This window comes from Clostridium aceticum (genome assembly GCF_001042715.1).
In the GTDB taxonomy this organism is placed as follows: domain Bacteria; phylum Bacillota; class Clostridia; order Peptostreptococcales; family Natronincolaceae; genus Andreesenella; species Andreesenella acetica.
The window spans coordinates 1,692,622-1,709,590 of sequence record NZ_CP009687.1; the positions used below are offsets into that span (position 1 = coordinate 1,692,622).

Genomic DNA, 16,969 nt, shown 5'->3' on the forward strand with positions numbered 1-16,969 from the left:
GGAAATTCCTCGTTATTCCAAGATCCTTCGATACCTTTAGGAAGACAGTTTGAGAGGATTTTGGAAATAATTGCACTAAGTTAACGCTTATGATCCCATATATAAATTAAACAGGGGGATATAAAGAAAGGGATATGCTGAAAAAAGTTTTTTAGTACTTATGATTATGATATAAAAAATTTGGGATTATGTATCTAAAAGACTCACTTAAGGAGATTAAGGAAATGGAGGTTATATTTTGAAAATCGTAGTAGAAAGCTTTACAATGGACCATACAAAAGTAACAGCCCCTTTTGTTAGAAAATGTGGTAATATTACCACACCTAAGGGTGATACAATAGCAAAGTTTGACTTAAGATTTACCCAGCCTAATGCAGAAGCTATGCCTACCGGTGCTATTCACGCCCTAGAGCATCTTTTAGCAGGCTATCTTCGAGAAGAACTATCAGATATTATCGATATTTCACCTATGGGATGTCGAACAGGTTTTTATCTGATTAAGCTAGGAGATTTATCAGAGGAGGAAGTAGGATTAGCTCTGATAAAGGCTTTGAAAAAAGTAATTAATTCAGATGAAATTCCAGCAGTAAACCCTATACAGTGTGGTAACTATAGAGATATGTCTTTGTTTGGTGCTAAAGAATACGCAAAAGAGGTAGTAGCCAAGCTAGAAAATAAGTATATAAAATAGAGAGAGAAAAACAAATCATATGGTATGTTTATACAAAAACCGTATGGTTTGTTTTTTATTTGTACAAAGTAATATAGATAAACAACATCAGGACTTAATTTTGATATACTAAGGGCTACATTTGCAGCCCCCCGGTTTTGGGGCGAAACCGTAGACCGTGTATATCAAAATTAAAGTTTGAACTTGCTTACTTGTAGCATATTGTGCTTTTTATACAAATAGCAACGTTTACTTTAGAAATCTATATTCCAAATTATTACTTTTTTTATGTATTTTTTTTATTAAAGAAAAATTTACCTAAAAAAAGAGGAATTTCTACAAAAAAATAGAATTAAATAACTTATGAATTTAAATATCTATCAATCTAAGGTGGTGAATTATTTGAAAGTACCAAAGATAAGGGTCAGATTACTGATAGTATCCATGGTGATATTTGTTATGTTATTGACACCTTTTGCAGCAGCACAAGCAAATGAGGCTACAATTGTTGCTAATCAAGGAATTTTAAGAAGGACTGCGAATTTTGATGGTGATATAGTCGAAACACTTTCTCTAGGAACACAAATAACTCTGCAAGAAAGAAATGGAGATTGGTATCGTGTTCAGTCACCAAATACTGGAACAGAAGGTTGGATGTATAAAGACCTTATTGTAACAAATGGTGAAGGAAGCAGTTCTTTAAAGAAAGGCATCATTACTGCCAGTACATTAAATGTAAGATCCATACCTTCTCTTGAGGGAAGCGTTATTACACGATTATCTAGTGGGTCAGAAGTAACGATCTTGAGTCAGGAAGAAGAATGGTATCAAGTACAATTAAGTCAGGGACCAAAAGGTTTTATACATAGTGATTTTGTGGTAGTCGTACCTAATTTACCACAGGCACAGGTATTAGAAAACAGCAGCAGGCTAAGAAAAGAGGCTAACTTACAGGCAAATATTATTGTAACTTTAAACAAAACCGACACTGTTTTTATAAAAGGCTATGAAGGTGGTTGGTACAATGTAGTTACTAGAGATTTTACTGAAGGATGGATAAGCAGTGAATCGATTGAACTACAGATTGATATTGCAAGACCAGTAAGTCGTTCTGGCACAAGGTCTCACGCTTTAAGCAATATTAAAAGTGTTTCAGAAAAATATCTAGGAACACCTTATAGATATGCTACTGCTGGACCTAGTAGTTTTGATTGTTCAGGGTTTGTTTTCTACATATTAAATACTTACTATAAAGATTATTTAAATCAAAGAGGTATTAATCTACCAAGGTCCTCAAGAGATCAAGCTAATGTAGGTACATCGGTTAGTAGAAATCAGCTGCAGATAGGAGATTTAGTCTTTTTCAATAATGGGACAAGTAGTACCATTAATCATGTAGGTATTTATATAGGGAATAATCAATTTATCCACTCTTCTTCTGGAAGAAGTATGGGAGTAATTATTTCTTCCCTTGACGAAGCAAACTATAAAAGAAGATATTCAACGGCAACGAGATTATAAAAAAATCAGGCTTATATATTAAGCCTGATTTTTTATTTTTTTATGGACTTTTTAAATTTACAATTTTAAGTAAGATAACTAACTGTCTTCAACTAACTAAAATTTAAAAGATTTAATTATATTAAGTATAAACGCTAAGGTTTTCTAATATAGATTTAACATAATTTTGCGTTTCTGCAAAAGGTGGTATACCTCCATAACGATTAACATTACCGGGACCTGCATTGTAGGCAGCTAAAGATAAAGGTAAATTTCCCTCAAATTGATTTAAAAGCTGCCTTAAGTATTTTGCTCCTCCTTCAATATTTTGTTGAGGGTTCCATACATCTGTCACTTGAAGTTCTCTAGCAGTGGCAGGCATAAGCTGCATCAATCCCTGAGCACCAGCCCTTGAAAGAGCCTTAGGATTAAAATTTGACTCAGCCTTGATAACAGATTTGATAAGGGCGGGAGAAAGGTTATATTTTTGTGCTGCTGCATCAATATACTTATCAAAGTCCTTAGGAAAGTCTTGTTTTTGCAAGTTGGATACCTCGTTGCTTAAAACTTTACCAAAAGAAGTATTGATGGGGGTTGAAAAATTCAAGTTAACAGGAATACGTTTTTGAATCTCATGCATTTTCTGAGAAAAAATATCATTAACAAAATTTTTTATCATGGGATCAACTCCAATTATGGAATAATTTTATATAACTTTATTATATATATAATAAGACAAGTATTCAATAAGTAGCAGAAGGATTTATTGAAATTATATAAGAAAGTCTAGGGGATTTGTTTATAGACATATGCTTTTAAAACTAAATTTTAATATATACAGTCTATGATTTTGCCCCAAAACCATGGGCTGCAAATGTAGTTTTTTAATATATTAAATTTTAGAAAAAATGAAGAAATACGATGAAATATAATATTAAGATGTGGAGGTATTTTTTATGAGAAAAAGACGATTGCAAGTAAGGAGAAATAGGAGAAATCATAATTACTTATGGATGTTAACTTTTTTAATTATTATACCAGTAATAGCAGTACTTATCGGGTCTCGTATAACGGAGCGAATTATGATACCTGTTTTGTATTCGGATAATATATTAGAGGAGGAAGTATTGTCTGATATTATTAATAATAATGACGAAACAGAAGTTGATGAAGTTGACGGAAAAGAAGATGATACCACAGAGACTATAGAAAAGACGGAGAATATAATGCAATTAGAGGGCTTGGAGGATACAGAAATTTTACCCTTATCCATTTATATGATCCAAGTAGCTAGCGTATCTAGTACAAGTAATATAGAAGGATTAGTAGAAGAACTAAATGAAAAAAAACTCTCTCATTTAATCTATAGAATGGAGAATTCCTACAAGATTTATACATTAGGATTGACCAACAGAGAATACATTGAAGAACAGTTGCCTGCTATTAGGGAATTTTATCCAGATGCCTATATCAGTGAAATCCATTTACCAGCAAAAAATATAAATTATTCTGAAACTGATGAAAACATAGGGGAAAACATCATAAAAGATTTAAATAGTTTAATTGTAATCATAGATAAACAGGCCAAAGAATGGTATAATTTTATAAAAGGGGAAGGCAAACTAAGCCAATATAGGGATTTATTGGAAGAACAACAGGAGTTAATGACACAACTATCAGAAAAGTTAGATACAGATGATTGGCCAGAAGGTTTGCCGGAAAAGCAAGCTATTGAAAAAATGGTTCTTCATCAAGAAGGTAATATTAAAAAGTCTACAGAACTGCTAGAAGATCAGGAAAATGCCTATAGGATACATAGTTTATTTTTAGATAGCTTATTCAGAACTTTAGAAACTATTAAATGATGAAATATCAGGAGGTGATTAAATGACATTAAAGGAAGTTCAGCAGCTATTAAATGCAGAAATTTTATATGGAGAAAACCTTCTAGACAGAGAAGCTAATACTGCTTTTGCCTGCGATTTAATGAGCGATGCATTAGCTTTTCTGGATGATAAAACATTATTATTGACAGGTTTAGTGAATTCTCATACAATACGGGCGGCGGAAATAGTAGATATTGTGGCGGTAGTTTTTGTTAGAGGTAAGAAAGCAGAAGAAGAAATTATTAAACTGGCAGAAGAACATGAGATTGTTATTATGTCAACTAAAAATACTTTATATGTTAGTTCGGGGATTTTATACGCTGAAGGTCTTGAAGGTGCTAGCATTGAATATAACTAGTTACTACTTAAAAATTAGGGTAGGAGGATGTGAGTATCATAAAACTATATTATTTAGTAGAAAAAGATGATTTTAAAAGGGCAGGACAAGCTTCTAGCAGCATTAAAAAAGTGCTAAGACAGTTGGGAATAGAGCCTAAAACCCTTAGAAAAATTGCTATAGCCACCTATGAAGCAGAAATGAATCTCATTATTCACTCAGAAGGGGGCTTTATAGAAGTCAATATCAGTCCAGAAAAAGTCGAAGTTCTAGTTGAGGATCGAGGGCCAGGGATCGCAGATATTGAACTAGCTATGAAGGAAGGTTATTCTACAGCTTCCGACCAGGTTCGAAAGCTAGGTTTTGGTGCTGGAATGGGACTGCCTAATATCAAGAGATGTTGTGATGAATTTAAAATTGAATCCTCTTTGGGAGAATATACAAGACTGCAGATCGTTATTCATAATAGGTTTGAAGATCAATAAAGAAAAGGGGGTAAACAAGTGATTACTGTAGAAGAGCTAAGTAACAAACTAGGGCTGGAAGTGGTAGCAGGTCAACAGAGTATAACAAAAGCGGTAAAAGGTGCATACATTGGAGATTTACTTAGTTGGGTAATGGCACATATTGATTCTGAAGATGCTTGGATTACAATACAGACAAATATTAATGTGATTGCAGTAGCAGCTCTAAGAGATGTTTCCTGTGTAATTGTGGTGGAAAACGCTGACATAGAGGCACCAACAATCAATAAAGCAAATGAGGAGGGTATTCCCCTATTGAGAAGCTCTCTAAATGCTTATAAATTAGCAGTACAAGTTTACAAATTTTTAGAGGGAAAATAATGGTAACAGTAGACTTGCATATTCATAGTGGATTATCGCCTTGTGCAGACAATGATATGACGCCTAATAATATTATCCGTATGGCACAGCTCAAAGGAATAGAAGCCGTTGCCATCACTGATCATAACTGTACTAAAAACCTAGCAAGCTTTATAAAGGTAGGAGAAGATAACAACATTATTTGTATTCCAGGTGTAGAAATTACTACAAAAGAAGAAGTTCACTTAACTGTACTCTTCCAGAGTCTTATAGAAGCAGAAGAATTTCAAACTATATTAGATGATACGTTACCAAGAGTGAAAAATGATACAAGATTATTTGGTAACCAATATATCTATGATGAAAAGGATAACATTGTTGAAGAATATAGCACTTTACTAATCAACGCTCTTTCTTTACCTTTGAAGGAAGCAGTTTCAGAGATAAGAAAGTTAAAAGGTATACCTATACCAGCTCACATTGACCGAAATAGCTTTAGTATTCTTTCGAATCTAGGTTTTATTGATTCAGAACTGGGCTTTAAGGTAGTTGAAGTTACACAAAATTGTAACTTTTCTGAGCTGAAAAAACTTCATCCCTATTTAAAGAATTATAAAAAAATCATCAGTTCAGATGCTCATGATTTAGGAGAAATCCTAGAAGGAGGCTTTTTTCTAAAGACACAAGATAAGAGTATCCAAGAAATTTTCAAGATACTCAAAGGGGAAGTTTAAAAATTATTTAGGAGGAAAAAACTTGAGGGAGCTAGCTTTGCACATATTAGATATTGTGGAAAACGCTGTTAAAGCTGAAGCGAGTTTAATAGAAATAACTATATGGGAAGATATTGCAAAAGATCTATTTACTATAGAAATTAAAGACAATGGCATAGGAATGGATGAGGACACAATGAAAAAAGTGGAAGATCCTTTTTATACCACAAGAACTACTAGAAAAATCGGATTGGGTATTTCTTTATTCAAGGCTGCTGCATTGCAATGCGGCGGTAGTTTTAAGATTTATTCATTAAAAGGAAAAGGTACAACCATAAACACTGTTTTTAAACATAGTCATATCGATAGAGCACCTTTAGGTCATATAGAAGATACGTTTGTCACTTCATTAATGACAGAAAAGGAAGTTGACTATATTTATACCCATTATTATAATTTAGATAAGTTTTCTATAGACACAAGGGAAGTGAAGGAGATACTTAAAGATATGTCAATTAGTGATCCGCAGGTAATAAGGTGGTTAAGAGAGTATATAAGGGAAAATATAGCAAAGCTTGTTAAATTATAAACTTTTCCAATTGGATGGTAATTGCAAAAAAATTATTGTATAATAAATGGTGTTATACTATAATAAGTATAATAATTAATTAATTAACAACTTTTTGCAATATACGATAAGTTATCTTGCAAAATGTCAATTTTTTTAGAAAAACCAGCGCTGCAGAGGATAGAATAAACCTTCGCGTATTGGCTAAGTAAGAAAGTGTAATATTTGGCTGAAGCCATGTATACAGTATATAGAAGCAAATATAATGACAGTTAAAAATAATCAAAAAAATTTTGACTTCTTTTAAATATACTGTATACAAGAATTCTTAGTAAAGAATGATTATCTCATTTGGCTATTCTTTAAAATTTAAATAAGGGGTGAAAATCAAATGAAGGCTTTAACTTTTAGAGGAGGTATTCATCCACCAGAAGCTAAGGAATCAACTGAGCATTTAAAGATTGAAAAAGCAGTTGATCCTGAAACGGTGATAATACCTATGCAACAACATATTGGTGCACCGTGTGAGCCTACTGTAAAGGTAGGAGACACAGTTAAGGTTGGACAGAAGGTTGGTGAGGCACAGGGTTTTGTTTCATCACCTGTACATGCCAGTGTTTCTGGAACCGTGAAGGCAATCATGGACATGCCAATAGTAACAGGCAACGAAGCATTAGCAGTTATTATTGAATCAGATGGGAAAAATGAAATTGACCCTTCTGTAGAACCAAAAGGTGACATCGCGGGGCTACAACCTAAAGAAATTATTAATATCATTAAGGAAGCTGGTATAGTAGGTATGGGTGGCGCTACTTTTCCAACCCATGTAAAACTATCTCCACCGCCTGATAAAAAGGTGGATACCATTATATTAAATGGTGCTGAGTGTGAACCCTATCTAACGGCGGATCATCGTATCATGTTAGAAACACCTGATGATATCGTTTATGGTTTAAAAGCTATGATGAAGGCAGTAGGTGTGAAGAAAGGATATATAGGCATCGAAAACAATAAACCAGACGCTATTGAAGTAATGCTAAAGGCCATAAGTAATGAGTCTGACATAAAAGTAGTAGCATTACAAACCAAGTACCCGCAAGGTGGAGAAAAACAACTTATCTATGCTGTAACCAATAAAGAAGTTCCTTCTGGAGGACTTCCAATGGATGTAGGGGTTATTGTAAGTAACGTGGGAACAGCAGCTCAGATAGCAAAAAGCATTAAAACTGGAATGCCTTTAATAGAAAGAGTTACCACTGTAACAGGAAAGGCAATAAAAAAACCTAGAAATCTAATGGTAAAAATAGGTACACCTATTAAAGAATTGATTGATCAATGTGGAGGTTATGCAACAACACCAGGAAAGCTGATCCTTGGAGGACCTATGATGGGTATCGCTCAGCACACAGATGAAGTATCTGCTGTGAAAGGAACATCAGGTGTTTTAGTTTTTGATAAAGAAGGGGCAAACTTGCCAAATCCTATAAACTGCATACGCTGTGGTAGATGTGTTGAGATATGCCCAGCAAATCTTCAACCAGTGTATATTAGTGAAAACTCATTAAGTAATAGAATGGAGCAGGCAGAAAAGTATCGAGCATTAGATTGTATAGAGTGCGGTTCTTGTTCATATGTATGTCCATCAAGAAGACCTTTATTACCATCCATAAGGGTAGCAAAAAATCAAATTATCGCAAAAAAAAGAGAGCAAAAAAAGAAAAGTAGTTAAAGCAAGGCAAGGAAAAGGGAGGGAAATTCATGGATGAAAAGTTAATTGTATCTTCTTCACCACATATATTGGATGATGATACAGCACAAAGAATTATGTTAGATGTGGTTATTGCTTTATTACCAGCTACCATAGCAGCAATCTATTACTTTAGAACAAATGCGGCTATGCTTATATTACTTTCGGTACTAACTGCTGTTGTTACTGAGGCGGGTATCCAGAAGTGGTTAGGACGTCCTATAACGATAAATGATTTTAGTGCAGTTGTTACAGGTTTATTACTAGCACTAAATATTCCTGCATCAGCACCATGGTGGATGCCAATTGTTGGTTCATTCTTTGCAATCGCTATTGTAAAACAAGTATTTGGGGGAATAGGTCATAACTTTATGAATCCTGCATTAGCTGGAAGAATATTTTTGACACTATCTTGGACAGATCGTATGACAGCTTGGATTACACCAGGCGTGGATGCAGTATCTACTGCAACACCACTGGCACTAATTAAGGAAGCTGGTGGCATAGTACCAGCCAGTGCACCACCACTGGTAAATACGATTATAGGTAACACTGGTGGAAGTATGGGGGAAACATCTGCTATACTGTTGCTTTTAGGTGGAGCCTACTTAATTTATAAGGGCGTTATTTCTTGGAAAATACCAGGGATTTATATAGGGACAGTAGGGGTTTTAACTTTAGTATTTGGAGGATTTGATGCTACCTATATGTTATATCATGTGTTTTCAGGTGGTTTAATGTTAGGTGCTATTTATATGGCTACCGATTATGCTTCTTCTCCTGTAACACCAAGAGGTAGAATGATTTTCGCTTTTGGATGTGGATTATTAACTTCAATTATAAGACTATATGGAGCATATCCAGAAGGTGTGGCTTTTTCAATATTATTAATGAACGTAGCATCGCCATTAATAGATAGATATACAAGCCCGAGAGTATTTGGGGAGGTGAAATAGTCAATGCGTGAAATAGTTAAATTAGGTATTATATTACTGGTTATTACCGCTGTAGCAGGTCTAGTGTTGGGTTACACTAACGATATGACACAAGGAATTATTCAGCAGAGAGCTATGGAGGAAACGATAGAAGCAATGGGGGCTTTACTGCCAGAAGCCGACGACTTTCAGGGAATTGAAGATGAAAACGTTTTTACTGATGAACTCATCGTAGAAGCTTATGAAGGTACCAAAGAGGGAACTACAGTAGGATATGCTGTAAAGGTTGCTCCTCAAGGTTATGGTGGAAGAGTAGAATTATTAGTAGGTATGTCAGATGAAGGTAGAATTACTGGAGTGAAAATAGGAGATCACAGTGAAACACCAGGATTGGGTTCTAAGATTGCTGATGCTGCCTTCGTTAACCAATTTCTTGATAAAGGAACAGAGGATGCATTTATCATCACAAAGGGGGGAGAAGCTGGAGATGAATATATCGAAGCTATCTCAGGTGCTACCGTTTCTTCTAAAGCGGTTGTAGATGGTGTAAATGCTGCACGTAGTGTATTTGAGGAAGTGTTGAAGAATCGCTAAACTATCGGAGGTGAATTGCTGTGAAAGCAAATAGAATATTTACGAAGGGTTTGTTTTATGATAACCCAGTTTTTGTACAAATGTTGGGTATGTGTCCGACACTGGCGGTAACAAATTCCGCATCAAATGCTTTGGGGATGGGTCTAGCTACTACTGCAGTATTGATTGGCTCAAATGTGGTTATTTCCCTATTAAGGAATTTCATTCCTAGTAAAATTAGGATTCCAGCCTTTGTTGTAGTTATTGCTACTTTTGTAACCATGGTAGGTATGATGATGAGGGCATATTTGCCGGCTTTAAATGCTGCATTAGGTTTATTTATTCCTCTAATTGTTGTAAACTGTTTAATTTTGGCAAGAGCGGAATCCTTTGCATCTAAAAGCTCTGTACCTGGTTCTGTTGTAGATGGTGTGGGTATGGGTCTAGGTTTTACAGGTGCACTAGTTATTCTTGGAATGGTAAGAGAACTTACTGGCGCTGGTACAATCTTTGGAAGAGCTATTATGGGTGCTAGTTTTGAACCAGCAAGATTTATGACAATGCCACCAGGAGCGTTTTTGGCATTAGGTTTGTTATTAGCCTTAATCAATAAAATTGGTTCAAAAGACTTAAATGAATTATAGGGGGGTGTAGGAGTTGTCAATTTCATCACTGTTTGTTATTCTTGTAAGTTCGATTTTAGTAAACAACTTTGTATTATCAAGGTTCTTAGGGATATGTCCATTTTTAGGGGTTTCAAAACAGGTTGAAACAGCTGTAGGCATGGGAGCAGCAGTTACATTTGTTATGGCCTTAGCTTCTTTAATTACCTATTTAGTAGAAAGATTAATTTTAGTACCTTTAGAGATACAATATATGCAGACAATAGCTTTTATCTTAGTTATTGCATCTTTGGTACAATTAGTTGAAATGATTATTCAAAAAAGTAGTCCTACACTGTATCAGTCATTAGGAGTATTCCTTCCACTGATCACTACAAACTGTGCGGTGTTAGGGGTTGCTATCTTAAATATTCAGCTTCAGTATAATTTATTTGAGACAGTGTTACATGGTGTAGGAGCAGCGATAGGCTTTTCTCTAGCAATTGTCTTATTTGCTGCAATTCGCGAAAGATTAGAGTTGGCTCATGTTCCTAAGGCTTTTAAAGGATTTCCGGTTGCACTTATTACTGCAAGTCTGATGTCGTTAGCCTTCATGGGATTTGCTGGACTTGTGTAAAGGAGGGGTCATATGAATTTTCAAAGCATTATTTATCCTATTGTTAGTTTAGGTGGTTTAGGTTTAGTTTTTGGAGCAGGACTAGCTTATGCTTCACAAAAATTTGCTGTTCCTATAGATGAAAGAGCAGTTGCTATTAGAGATATTTTACCTGGTGCCAACTGTGGAGGTTGTGGTGTGCCAGGGTGTGATAGTTTTGCAAAGGCAGTGGCAGAAGGAGCATTACCTGTAGACGCATGTCCTGTAGGAGGTCCTGATTGTGCTAAAGCTATAGCAGAGATCATGGGAGTAGAAGTAAGCACATCTGCTAGAAAAGTGGCGAAGGTTATTTGTAACGGTAATACTGAAAAGTGCAAAGATAAATTTAATTATCATGGTATCAATGATTGTATAGCTGCATCTATGGTAGGTGGAGGGGGAGACAAATCCTGCAACTATTCCTGTTTAGGTTTTGGAACCTGTGTAAAAGCCTGTCAGTTCGATGCAATAGAAATCGTTGACGGAAGAATTGCTAAAATTATTCCAGAAAAATGTACTGCATGTGGTAAATGTATTGAAGTATGTCCAAAGGATGTCATTGACATGGTTCCTTTTGACCAAACAGTTGTTATTACATGCAACAACAAGGAATCTGGCAAAGTAGTAAGAAAAAAATGTGAAGTCGCATGTATTGCTTGTCAATTATGTGTAAAAGCATGTCCATTTGATGCTATTGACTTTAAAAACAATTTAGCTTTCATCAACTATGAAAAGTGTACCCAGTGTTTTGTGTGTGTAGAAAAATGTCCAACCAAGGCAATTGAAGGGGATCTTGAAAAGAGAAAAAAAGCTGTTATAAATGATGAAACTTGTATAGGGTGTACTATTTGTAAAAAGCAATGTCCTGTTGAAGCCATTGAAGGAGAATTAAAAGGTAAACACAAGATTTTAGCTGACAAATGCATAGGATGCGGTGTTTGTGAAGCCAAATGTCCTAAAAAGTCCATCACAATGAATTAATTTATAACCCTCTAGCAATTGCTAGAGGGTCAGTTTTTTAGTTGCACAATTTCCTATCATAGGCGTTAACTTAATACAATTATCATCAAACTTCTCTTAAACTGTCATCCTGAGGGTAGCGAAGGATCTTGGAGTAGCCAAGGATTTTACTAACACTAAGATCCTTCGATTCCGCTTTGCTCCACTCAGGATGACAAATTATGGCTTAAGTTAACGCTAATAATTTACTATTTAAGGTTTGTGAGAATAGAATTTAGACTTTAAGAAAAGACTTGTTCTTATAAATATCATTTTTTTTCTACTTGTAACTTCAACTCTTTAGTGATAAACTTTTAATGGGCTAATTTAACGATTTTGTTTTCAGAATCTATAGAAGGTGTGATTATAAATGAATACTAAAAAACTAGTATACTTATCAATGTTAGTTTCATTAGGATTGGCTCTTCACATAATGGAAGGTTTTATTCCTAATCCATTTGTAGGGATTGCTCCAGGAGCAAAGCTAGGTTTAGCCAATATCATTGGATTGATTACGTTGGTGATTTATGGAATTAAATATGCACTTATAGTTAACTTGCTAAGAGCCTTCATTGCTGGAATGGCATCTGGGGCTGTTACTTCTATGATATATAGTATGGCGGGTGCTGTTGTCAGCACGTTGATGATGTGGGTAGTGTATAAGCTTTTTAAAAAGTATTTTAGTTTAATAGGGGTCAGTATTTTTGGAGCTATAGGTCATAATATAGCTCAGTTGACTGTTGCCGCCATCATTATTAACAATATAAGGATTTATGTTTATTTACCGATTATGATGTTTGCCAGTATTTTTACAGGAATCTTTATAGGACTTACAGCAAATCTCACACTAAAGAAAATAAAAGTACATCTTTAATAGGATGATGTTTTTGCTTAGGATAAGAGGGGGAAAAATATGAGTAAATATCGAAATCCTTTAACATTGATACTGTTAATTGTTACTGGTGTTGTATTAGGTAGCTTAATTGGCTCTTCATTGGGGAATACTTTACCTATATTGTCTTATGGTCCACAACCTTTAGGCTTAAATGACCTTGAATTAGATTTAGGCGTTATTTATCTTAGGCTTACTTTGCTAATGAATATAAATGTAGCCAGCCTACTGGGATTACTATTGGCGGTATTAATATTTAATAAATTGTAGGTGATTGTATGTATAAACTTATATTAGCTTCAAATTCTCCTAGGCGAAAAGAAATTTTAGAAAATTTAGGACTCAAGTTTAGTATTATTACAAGCGATATAGAAGAAAAAGTAAACTATAATATAGAACCCTATAGAGTAGCTTGTAATTTAGCTTATCAGAAGGCTAAAAGTGTTTCAGAAAATATAACAGATCCAGCAATTGTTATAGGTGCAGATACTATTGTTATTCTTGATAAAATTCTCGGAAAACCACAAAACTCTGAGGAAGCTTATGGAATGTTAAGAAGCTTATCAGGAAGAACTCATGAGGTAGTTACTGGTATTGCTATAATAGACTGTTATCATCAACAACAAGTGACGGATTATGAAGTGACAAAGGTACATTTTAGAGAAATTAATGATGAAGAAATAAAAAAGTATGTAGAGACTGGAGAACCTATGGATAAAGCTGGTGCATACGGTATCCAAGGTAAGGCATCTTTGTTTGTTAAAAAAATAGAGGGAGATTATTATAACGTTGTGGGCTTACCTGTATTTAAGTTAGGAAAGATAATGCATCGTTATTTTAATATGAGTTTTCTATAGGTACTATCTATGAATTTTAACCTAAATCTTCTTGGGAAGGACTTTATTATTAAAGTAATGCCTGGGTAAATCTTTGGCATAAGAAGTGTTGAGGTGAATAAAATGAATATTTATACTACGATTAAAGAGATGCCGGAATATGAAAGACCAAGAGAAAAAATGGTAACTTATGGTGTAAATACTTTATCAAATGCAGAACTTTTGGCTATTTTGCTTTCAACGGGATTTAAGGAAATGTCGGCTATTGGTTTAGCAAATAGCATTTTATCTTCAACAAAAGAAGGATTACGTTTTTTTACAGATTGTACCATAGAAGAATTAATACAAATAAAAGGTGTTGGTTTAGCAAAAGCGACGCAAATAATTGCTGCAGTAGAACTTGGAAAGCGTATAGCTTTGACTACAAAAGCAAATAATTATAGAATAAAGGGTCCTGATGATGTGACCCACTTGCTTATGGAAGAAATGAGGTATTTAAAAAAAGAATTCTTTAATATTATACTTTTAAATACAAAGAACGAGCTGATTGCTGTGGAGAACATTTCTATTGGAAGTCTAAATGCTTCTATCGTGCATCCAAGGGAAGTATTCGTGAGGGCTATTAAACGTAGTAGTGCTTCGATGATTTTGGTACATAACCATCCCAGTGGTGATCCACAACCAAGTAAAGAAGATATAAACATAACAAACCGCTTGGTGGAGGCTGGAAAACTAATAGGAATCGAAATTTTAGATCATATCATTATAGGCGATAATGTTTATATTAGTTTAAAAGAAAAAAATATGATGTAATGTATATTTAAAGGAAGGAGCAGTACTAATGGGAATTTTCAAGTTGTTTTCTAGAGATATGGGTATAGATTTAGGAACCGCCAATACACTAGTATATGTGAAGGGAAAGGGTATCGTTTTAAGAGAACCCTCGGTTGTGGCTATTCAGAGTGATACAAAAACCGTTTTAGCGGTGGGGGAAGAAGCAAAAAGAATGATAGGAAGAACACCGGGAAACATTATAGCAATAAGGCCTATGAAGGATGGTGTAATTGCTGACTTCGATATTACGCAAAATATGTTAAAATACTTTATAAGGAAAGTTTATTCTAGAAAAACATTGATTTCTCCTAGAGTAGTGGTTTGTGTGCCATCTGGTGTAACTGAAGTAGAGAAAAGAGCTGTAGAAGAAGCCGCCCTTCAAGCTGGGGCTAGAGAAGCCTATCTGATCGAAGAGCCAATGGCAGCAGCTTTTGGTGCAGGACTTCCTGTAGAGGAACCAACTGGAAGTATGGTAGTAGATATAGGAGGCGGTACTACGGAAGTAGCTATTATCTCTTTAGGAGGAATTGTTACAGCTAAATCCATCAGAGTTGGTGGGGATGAGCTTGATGAGGCTATTGTACAATATATTAAACGTCAGTATAATCTGATGATTGGTGAAAGAACTGCTGAGGAAGTGAAAATAACTATTGGTTCCGCTTATCCAAGGGAAATAGAAGAAAAAATGTTAATCCGTGGTAGAGATTTAGTTTCAGGGTTGCCTAAAACACTGGAGATTTCTTCTAAAGAAATATTGGAGGCATTAAAGGAACCTGTTAGCCAAGTAGTTGATGCTATTAAATATACATTAGAAAAAACGCCACCGGAACTAGCTGCGGATATTATGGAGATGGGTATCATGCTGACAGGTGGAGGTGCACTACTAGCAGGACTAGATGAATTGGTTAGGAAAGAAACTGGTATGCCTGTACAAATTGCTGAAGAACCATTGGACTGTGTGGCTTTAGGAACAGGTAGAATGATAGAGGATATTGATAGTTACAGAGCTACAAAAAGAAAATTGAGATAAAGATGGTGAGGAATATGGGAAAAAGAAGCATGAAAGATAAGCCTATAATGATAGTGACAATTGTCGCTATCATTCTCATTATCATTATAGGGATGACTTCTAGGCAAAGAGAAGGTGTAACCACTGTGGAATCTTGGATTGGAAACCTGATAAGTCCTATTCAAAGAGTAACCTATACAGGTACAACTACTGTTGGTGATGGTCTTGCATCAATCTTTCAGTTTCGGAGGATTGATAGAGAAAATCAAGAACTTAAGGCAGAAATAGCAGGTTTGCAGGAGCAGCTTATTGAGACAAGATTGACCCGGGACGAACTAGAGGAGTTAAGAGGTTTAAACTATGCTCTTAACCATATAGAAGAGGAGGTAGAACTTCAGCCAATTGCTGCAAATGTAATAGGTAAATCTCCAAGTAACTGGTTCGAGGTATTTACCATAGATGTAGGAAGTAACCGAGGTATTTCAAAAGATAGTATTGTCTTGGCTTCTAATGGATTAGTGGGAAGAGTTTATGAAGTGGGAGGAAATTGGGCGAAGGTTATCTCTATTGTTGATAATAATAGTTCAGTAAGCTTTCAAGTTCTAAGAGATAGAACTTATCAGGGAATTGTATCTGGTAGTATCACAAATGAATTATCAGGATATTTGTTTGATCCAATGGCAGAAGTAGTGATAGGAGATAGACTAGTAACTTCTGGGTTAGGGATTTATCCTAGAGGAATTCTTATCGGGGAAGTTGTAGAGGTATCAAAGTCTAGTGATCAATTGTTAAAAACCATCACAGTAGAGCCTGCTGTAAACTTTAGAAAGATGAATAAAGTATTGGTTATGACGCCAAATATATAGAAAAAAGGGGCTAAACGAAATTGAAAACACTCATGATTAGTTTGATTATAATGATAAATATCGTTTTGCAGCCGGCACTATTGCCATATATAAGTATTTACAATGTCATACCAAATACTAGTCTTATATTGGTAGTATGTTTTTCTATTAACAGCAAAAAGAACCGAGGCGCTTTGATAGGAGGCACTATTGGGATACTTCAAGATATTATCTTTGGAAAAATGATAGGAATAAACGCTTTAATTTATATGTTAATAGGTTATTTTATTAACCTAATAAACAAAAATATATTTAAAGAAAACCTAGCGATTCCTTTTGTTTTTACATCTTTAGCCACTATATTTTATTATATTGTAGGACTCCTTCTTGTTTACTTTTTAGGCTATAATTTACAATTTTTTAGCATTTTCAGAAATATGTTTATTGTAGAAATAATATATAATTCTATTTTTTCTCTTTTGGTCTATTTTTATGTATCAAAAATTTTCAAAACAAAGAAAACTAGATATTAGAATGGTGATGA

The 16,969-nt window shown here is 34.7% G+C and carries 22 protein-coding genes; 21 read left to right on the forward strand and 1 reads right to left on the reverse strand.

The genetic code is table 11. The annotated features are described in order from the left end of the window. Positions 1 to 238: 238 nt before the first annotated feature. Positions 239 to 691: an S-ribosylhomocysteine lyase gene (locus CACET_RS07915; RefSeq protein ID WP_341412307.1), complete on the forward strand. Its 453-nt coding sequence runs from the start codon at positions 239 to 241 to the stop codon at positions 689 to 691. A gap of 381 nt (positions 692 to 1,072) precedes the next feature. After that, positions 1,073 to 2,191, forward strand: a complete 1,119-nt coding sequence (locus tag CACET_RS07920; protein ID WP_052661261.1) for a C40 family peptidase — start codon at positions 1,073 to 1,075, stop codon at positions 2,189 to 2,191. A gap of 121 nt (positions 2,192 to 2,312) precedes the next feature. Here CACET_RS07920 and CACET_RS07925 read toward each other — a convergent pair whose 3' ends face one another. Beyond that, positions 2,313 to 2,849, reverse strand: a complete 537-nt coding sequence (locus CACET_RS07925) for a lytic transglycosylase domain-containing protein (protein WP_044823811.1) — start codon at positions 2,847 to 2,849, stop codon at positions 2,313 to 2,315. Between the two features lie 277 nt (positions 2,850 to 3,126). Here CACET_RS07925 and CACET_RS07930 point away from each other — a divergent pair, with 277 nt between their 5' ends. The 19 genes from CACET_RS07930 (at position 3,127) to mreD (ending at position 16,958) form a co-directional block, all read left to right on the forward strand. Then, the gene (locus CACET_RS07930; protein ID WP_044823812.1) at positions 3,127 to 4,035 is read left to right on the forward strand and encodes a hypothetical protein; all 909 of its coding nucleotides are present in this window, start codon (positions 3,127 to 3,129) and stop codon (positions 4,033 to 4,035) included. 22 nt (positions 4,036 to 4,057) lie between these two features. Beyond that, entirely contained in the window at positions 4,058 to 4,414 is a 357-nt protein-coding gene (locus CACET_RS07935; RefSeq protein ID WP_044823813.1) for a DRTGG domain-containing protein, read from the forward strand. Positions 4,415 to 4,443: 29 nt separating this feature from the next. After that, complete coding sequence (locus CACET_RS07940; protein WP_044823814.1) at positions 4,444 to 4,878, forward strand: ATP-binding protein; 435 nt, start codon at positions 4,444 to 4,446, stop codon at positions 4,876 to 4,878. An 18-nt stretch (positions 4,879 to 4,896) separates the two neighbouring features. Further along, positions 4,897 to 5,238 carry a DRTGG domain-containing protein gene (locus CACET_RS07945; protein WP_052661262.1) on the forward strand — a complete coding sequence of 114 codons (342 nt, stop codon included), beginning with the start codon at positions 4,897 to 4,899 and terminating at the stop codon, positions 5,236 to 5,238. Next, the gene (locus CACET_RS07950; RefSeq protein WP_052661263.1) at positions 5,238 to 5,951 is read left to right on the forward strand and encodes a PHP domain-containing protein; all 714 of its coding nucleotides are present in this window, start codon (positions 5,238 to 5,240) and stop codon (positions 5,949 to 5,951) included. Before CACET_RS07945 ends, CACET_RS07950 begins: the two co-directional genes overlap by 1 nt. Positions 5,952 to 5,973: 22 nt before the next feature. After that, on the forward strand, positions 5,974 to 6,519 hold the full coding sequence (locus CACET_RS07955) for an ATP-binding protein (protein WP_044823816.1): 546 nt from the start codon (positions 5,974 to 5,976) through the stop codon (positions 6,517 to 6,519). A gap of 370 nt (positions 6,520 to 6,889) precedes the next feature. Next, a complete protein-coding gene (gene rsxC, locus CACET_RS07960; RefSeq protein ID WP_044823817.1) occupies positions 6,890 to 8,227 on the forward strand; it encodes an electron transport complex subunit RsxC in 1,338 nt (445 codons plus the stop codon). Between the two features lie 29 nt (positions 8,228 to 8,256). Further along, the gene (locus CACET_RS07965; RefSeq protein ID WP_044823818.1) at positions 8,257 to 9,201 is read left to right on the forward strand and encodes an RnfABCDGE type electron transport complex subunit D; all 945 of its coding nucleotides are present in this window, start codon (positions 8,257 to 8,259) and stop codon (positions 9,199 to 9,201) included. A gap of 3 nt (positions 9,202 to 9,204) precedes the next feature. Continuing rightward, complete coding sequence (locus CACET_RS07970; RefSeq protein ID WP_044823819.1) at positions 9,205 to 9,774, forward strand: RnfABCDGE type electron transport complex subunit G; 570 nt, start codon at positions 9,205 to 9,207, stop codon at positions 9,772 to 9,774. Positions 9,775 to 9,794: 20 nt separating this feature from the next. Further along, positions 9,795 to 10,397 carry an electron transport complex subunit RsxE gene (gene rsxE / locus CACET_RS07975; protein WP_082058124.1) on the forward strand — a complete coding sequence of 201 codons (603 nt, stop codon included), beginning with the start codon at positions 9,795 to 9,797 and terminating at the stop codon, positions 10,395 to 10,397. Between the two features lie 19 nt (positions 10,398 to 10,416). Further along, the gene (rsxA, locus tag CACET_RS07980; RefSeq protein ID WP_044824081.1) at positions 10,417 to 10,992 is read left to right on the forward strand and encodes an electron transport complex subunit RsxA; all 576 of its coding nucleotides are present in this window, start codon (positions 10,417 to 10,419) and stop codon (positions 10,990 to 10,992) included. Between the two features lie 12 nt (positions 10,993 to 11,004). Continuing rightward, positions 11,005 to 11,991, forward strand: coding sequence for an RnfABCDGE type electron transport complex subunit B (locus CACET_RS07985; protein WP_044823820.1), 987 nt, complete (start codon positions 11,005 to 11,007; stop codon positions 11,989 to 11,991). 388 nt (positions 11,992 to 12,379) lie between these two features. Next, positions 12,380 to 12,883, forward strand: coding sequence for a Gx transporter family protein (locus CACET_RS07990; RefSeq protein ID WP_044823821.1), 504 nt, complete (start codon positions 12,380 to 12,382; stop codon positions 12,881 to 12,883). A 39-nt stretch (positions 12,884 to 12,922) separates the two neighbouring features. Beyond that, the gene (locus tag CACET_RS07995) at positions 12,923 to 13,171 is read left to right on the forward strand and encodes a DUF4321 domain-containing protein (RefSeq protein WP_044823822.1); all 249 of its coding nucleotides are present in this window, start codon (positions 12,923 to 12,925) and stop codon (positions 13,169 to 13,171) included. 8 nt (positions 13,172 to 13,179) lie between these two features. Beyond that, a complete protein-coding gene (locus CACET_RS08000) occupies positions 13,180 to 13,758 on the forward strand; it encodes a nucleoside triphosphate pyrophosphatase (protein ID WP_044823823.1) in 579 nt (192 codons plus the stop codon). Between the two features lie 102 nt (positions 13,759 to 13,860). Then, on the forward strand, positions 13,861 to 14,550 hold the full coding sequence (gene radC, locus CACET_RS08005; RefSeq protein WP_044823824.1) for a RadC family protein: 690 nt from the start codon (positions 13,861 to 13,863) through the stop codon (positions 14,548 to 14,550). 28 nt (positions 14,551 to 14,578) lie between these two features. Next, entirely contained in the window at positions 14,579 to 15,601 is a 1,023-nt protein-coding gene (locus CACET_RS08010) for a rod shape-determining protein (protein WP_044823825.1), read from the forward strand. Positions 15,602 to 15,615: 14 nt separating this feature from the next. After that, complete coding sequence (mreC, locus tag CACET_RS08015; RefSeq protein ID WP_052661264.1) at positions 15,616 to 16,446, forward strand: rod shape-determining protein MreC; 831 nt, start codon at positions 15,616 to 15,618, stop codon at positions 16,444 to 16,446. Positions 16,447 to 16,478: 32 nt separating this feature from the next. Next, entirely contained in the window at positions 16,479 to 16,958 is a 480-nt protein-coding gene (gene mreD, locus CACET_RS21295; RefSeq protein WP_278287103.1) for a rod shape-determining protein MreD, read from the forward strand. Positions 16,959 to 16,969: the final 11 nt, after the last annotated feature.

Excerpts from the sequence above, each read along its gene's own strand:
- CACET_RS07925 (WP_044823811.1), bottom strand. The coding sequence starts at position 2,849 with ATGATAAAAAATTTTGTTAATGATATTTTTTCTCAGAAAATGCATGAG.
- CACET_RS07935 (WP_044823813.1), top strand. The coding sequence starts at position 4,058 with ATGACATTAAAGGAAGTTCAGCAGCTATTAAATGCAGAAATTTTATAT.
- radC (WP_044823824.1), top strand. The coding sequence starts at position 13,861 with ATGAATATTTATACTACGATTAAAGAGATGCCGGAATATGAAAGACCA.
- CACET_RS07970 (WP_044823819.1), top strand. The coding sequence starts at position 9,205 with ATGCGTGAAATAGTTAAATTAGGTATTATATTACTGGTTATTACCGCT.
- CACET_RS07995 (WP_044823822.1), top strand. The coding sequence starts at position 12,923 with ATGAGTAAATATCGAAATCCTTTAACATTGATACTGTTAATTGTTACT.
- CACET_RS07965 (WP_044823818.1), top strand. The coding sequence starts at position 8,257 with ATGGATGAAAAGTTAATTGTATCTTCTTCACCACATATATTGGATGAT.
- CACET_RS08010 (WP_044823825.1), top strand. The coding sequence starts at position 14,579 with ATGGGAATTTTCAAGTTGTTTTCTAGAGATATGGGTATAGATTTAGGA.
- CACET_RS08000 (WP_044823823.1), top strand. The coding sequence starts at position 13,180 with ATGTATAAACTTATATTAGCTTCAAATTCTCCTAGGCGAAAAGAAATT.
- rsxC (WP_044823817.1), top strand. The coding sequence starts at position 6,890 with ATGAAGGCTTTAACTTTTAGAGGAGGTATTCATCCACCAGAAGCTAAG.
- CACET_RS07950 (WP_052661263.1), top strand. The coding sequence starts at position 5,238 with ATGGTAACAGTAGACTTGCATATTCATAGTGGATTATCGCCTTGTGCA.
- CACET_RS07990 (WP_044823821.1), top strand. The coding sequence starts at position 12,380 with ATGAATACTAAAAAACTAGTATACTTATCAATGTTAGTTTCATTAGGA.
- mreC (WP_052661264.1), top strand. The coding sequence starts at position 15,616 with ATGGGAAAAAGAAGCATGAAAGATAAGCCTATAATGATAGTGACAATT.
- mreD (WP_278287103.1), top strand. The coding sequence starts at position 16,479 with ATGATTAGTTTGATTATAATGATAAATATCGTTTTGCAGCCGGCACTA.
- CACET_RS07985 (WP_044823820.1), top strand. The coding sequence starts at position 11,005 with ATGAATTTTCAAAGCATTATTTATCCTATTGTTAGTTTAGGTGGTTTA.
- CACET_RS07930 (WP_044823812.1), top strand. The coding sequence starts at position 3,127 with ATGAGAAAAAGACGATTGCAAGTAAGGAGAAATAGGAGAAATCATAAT.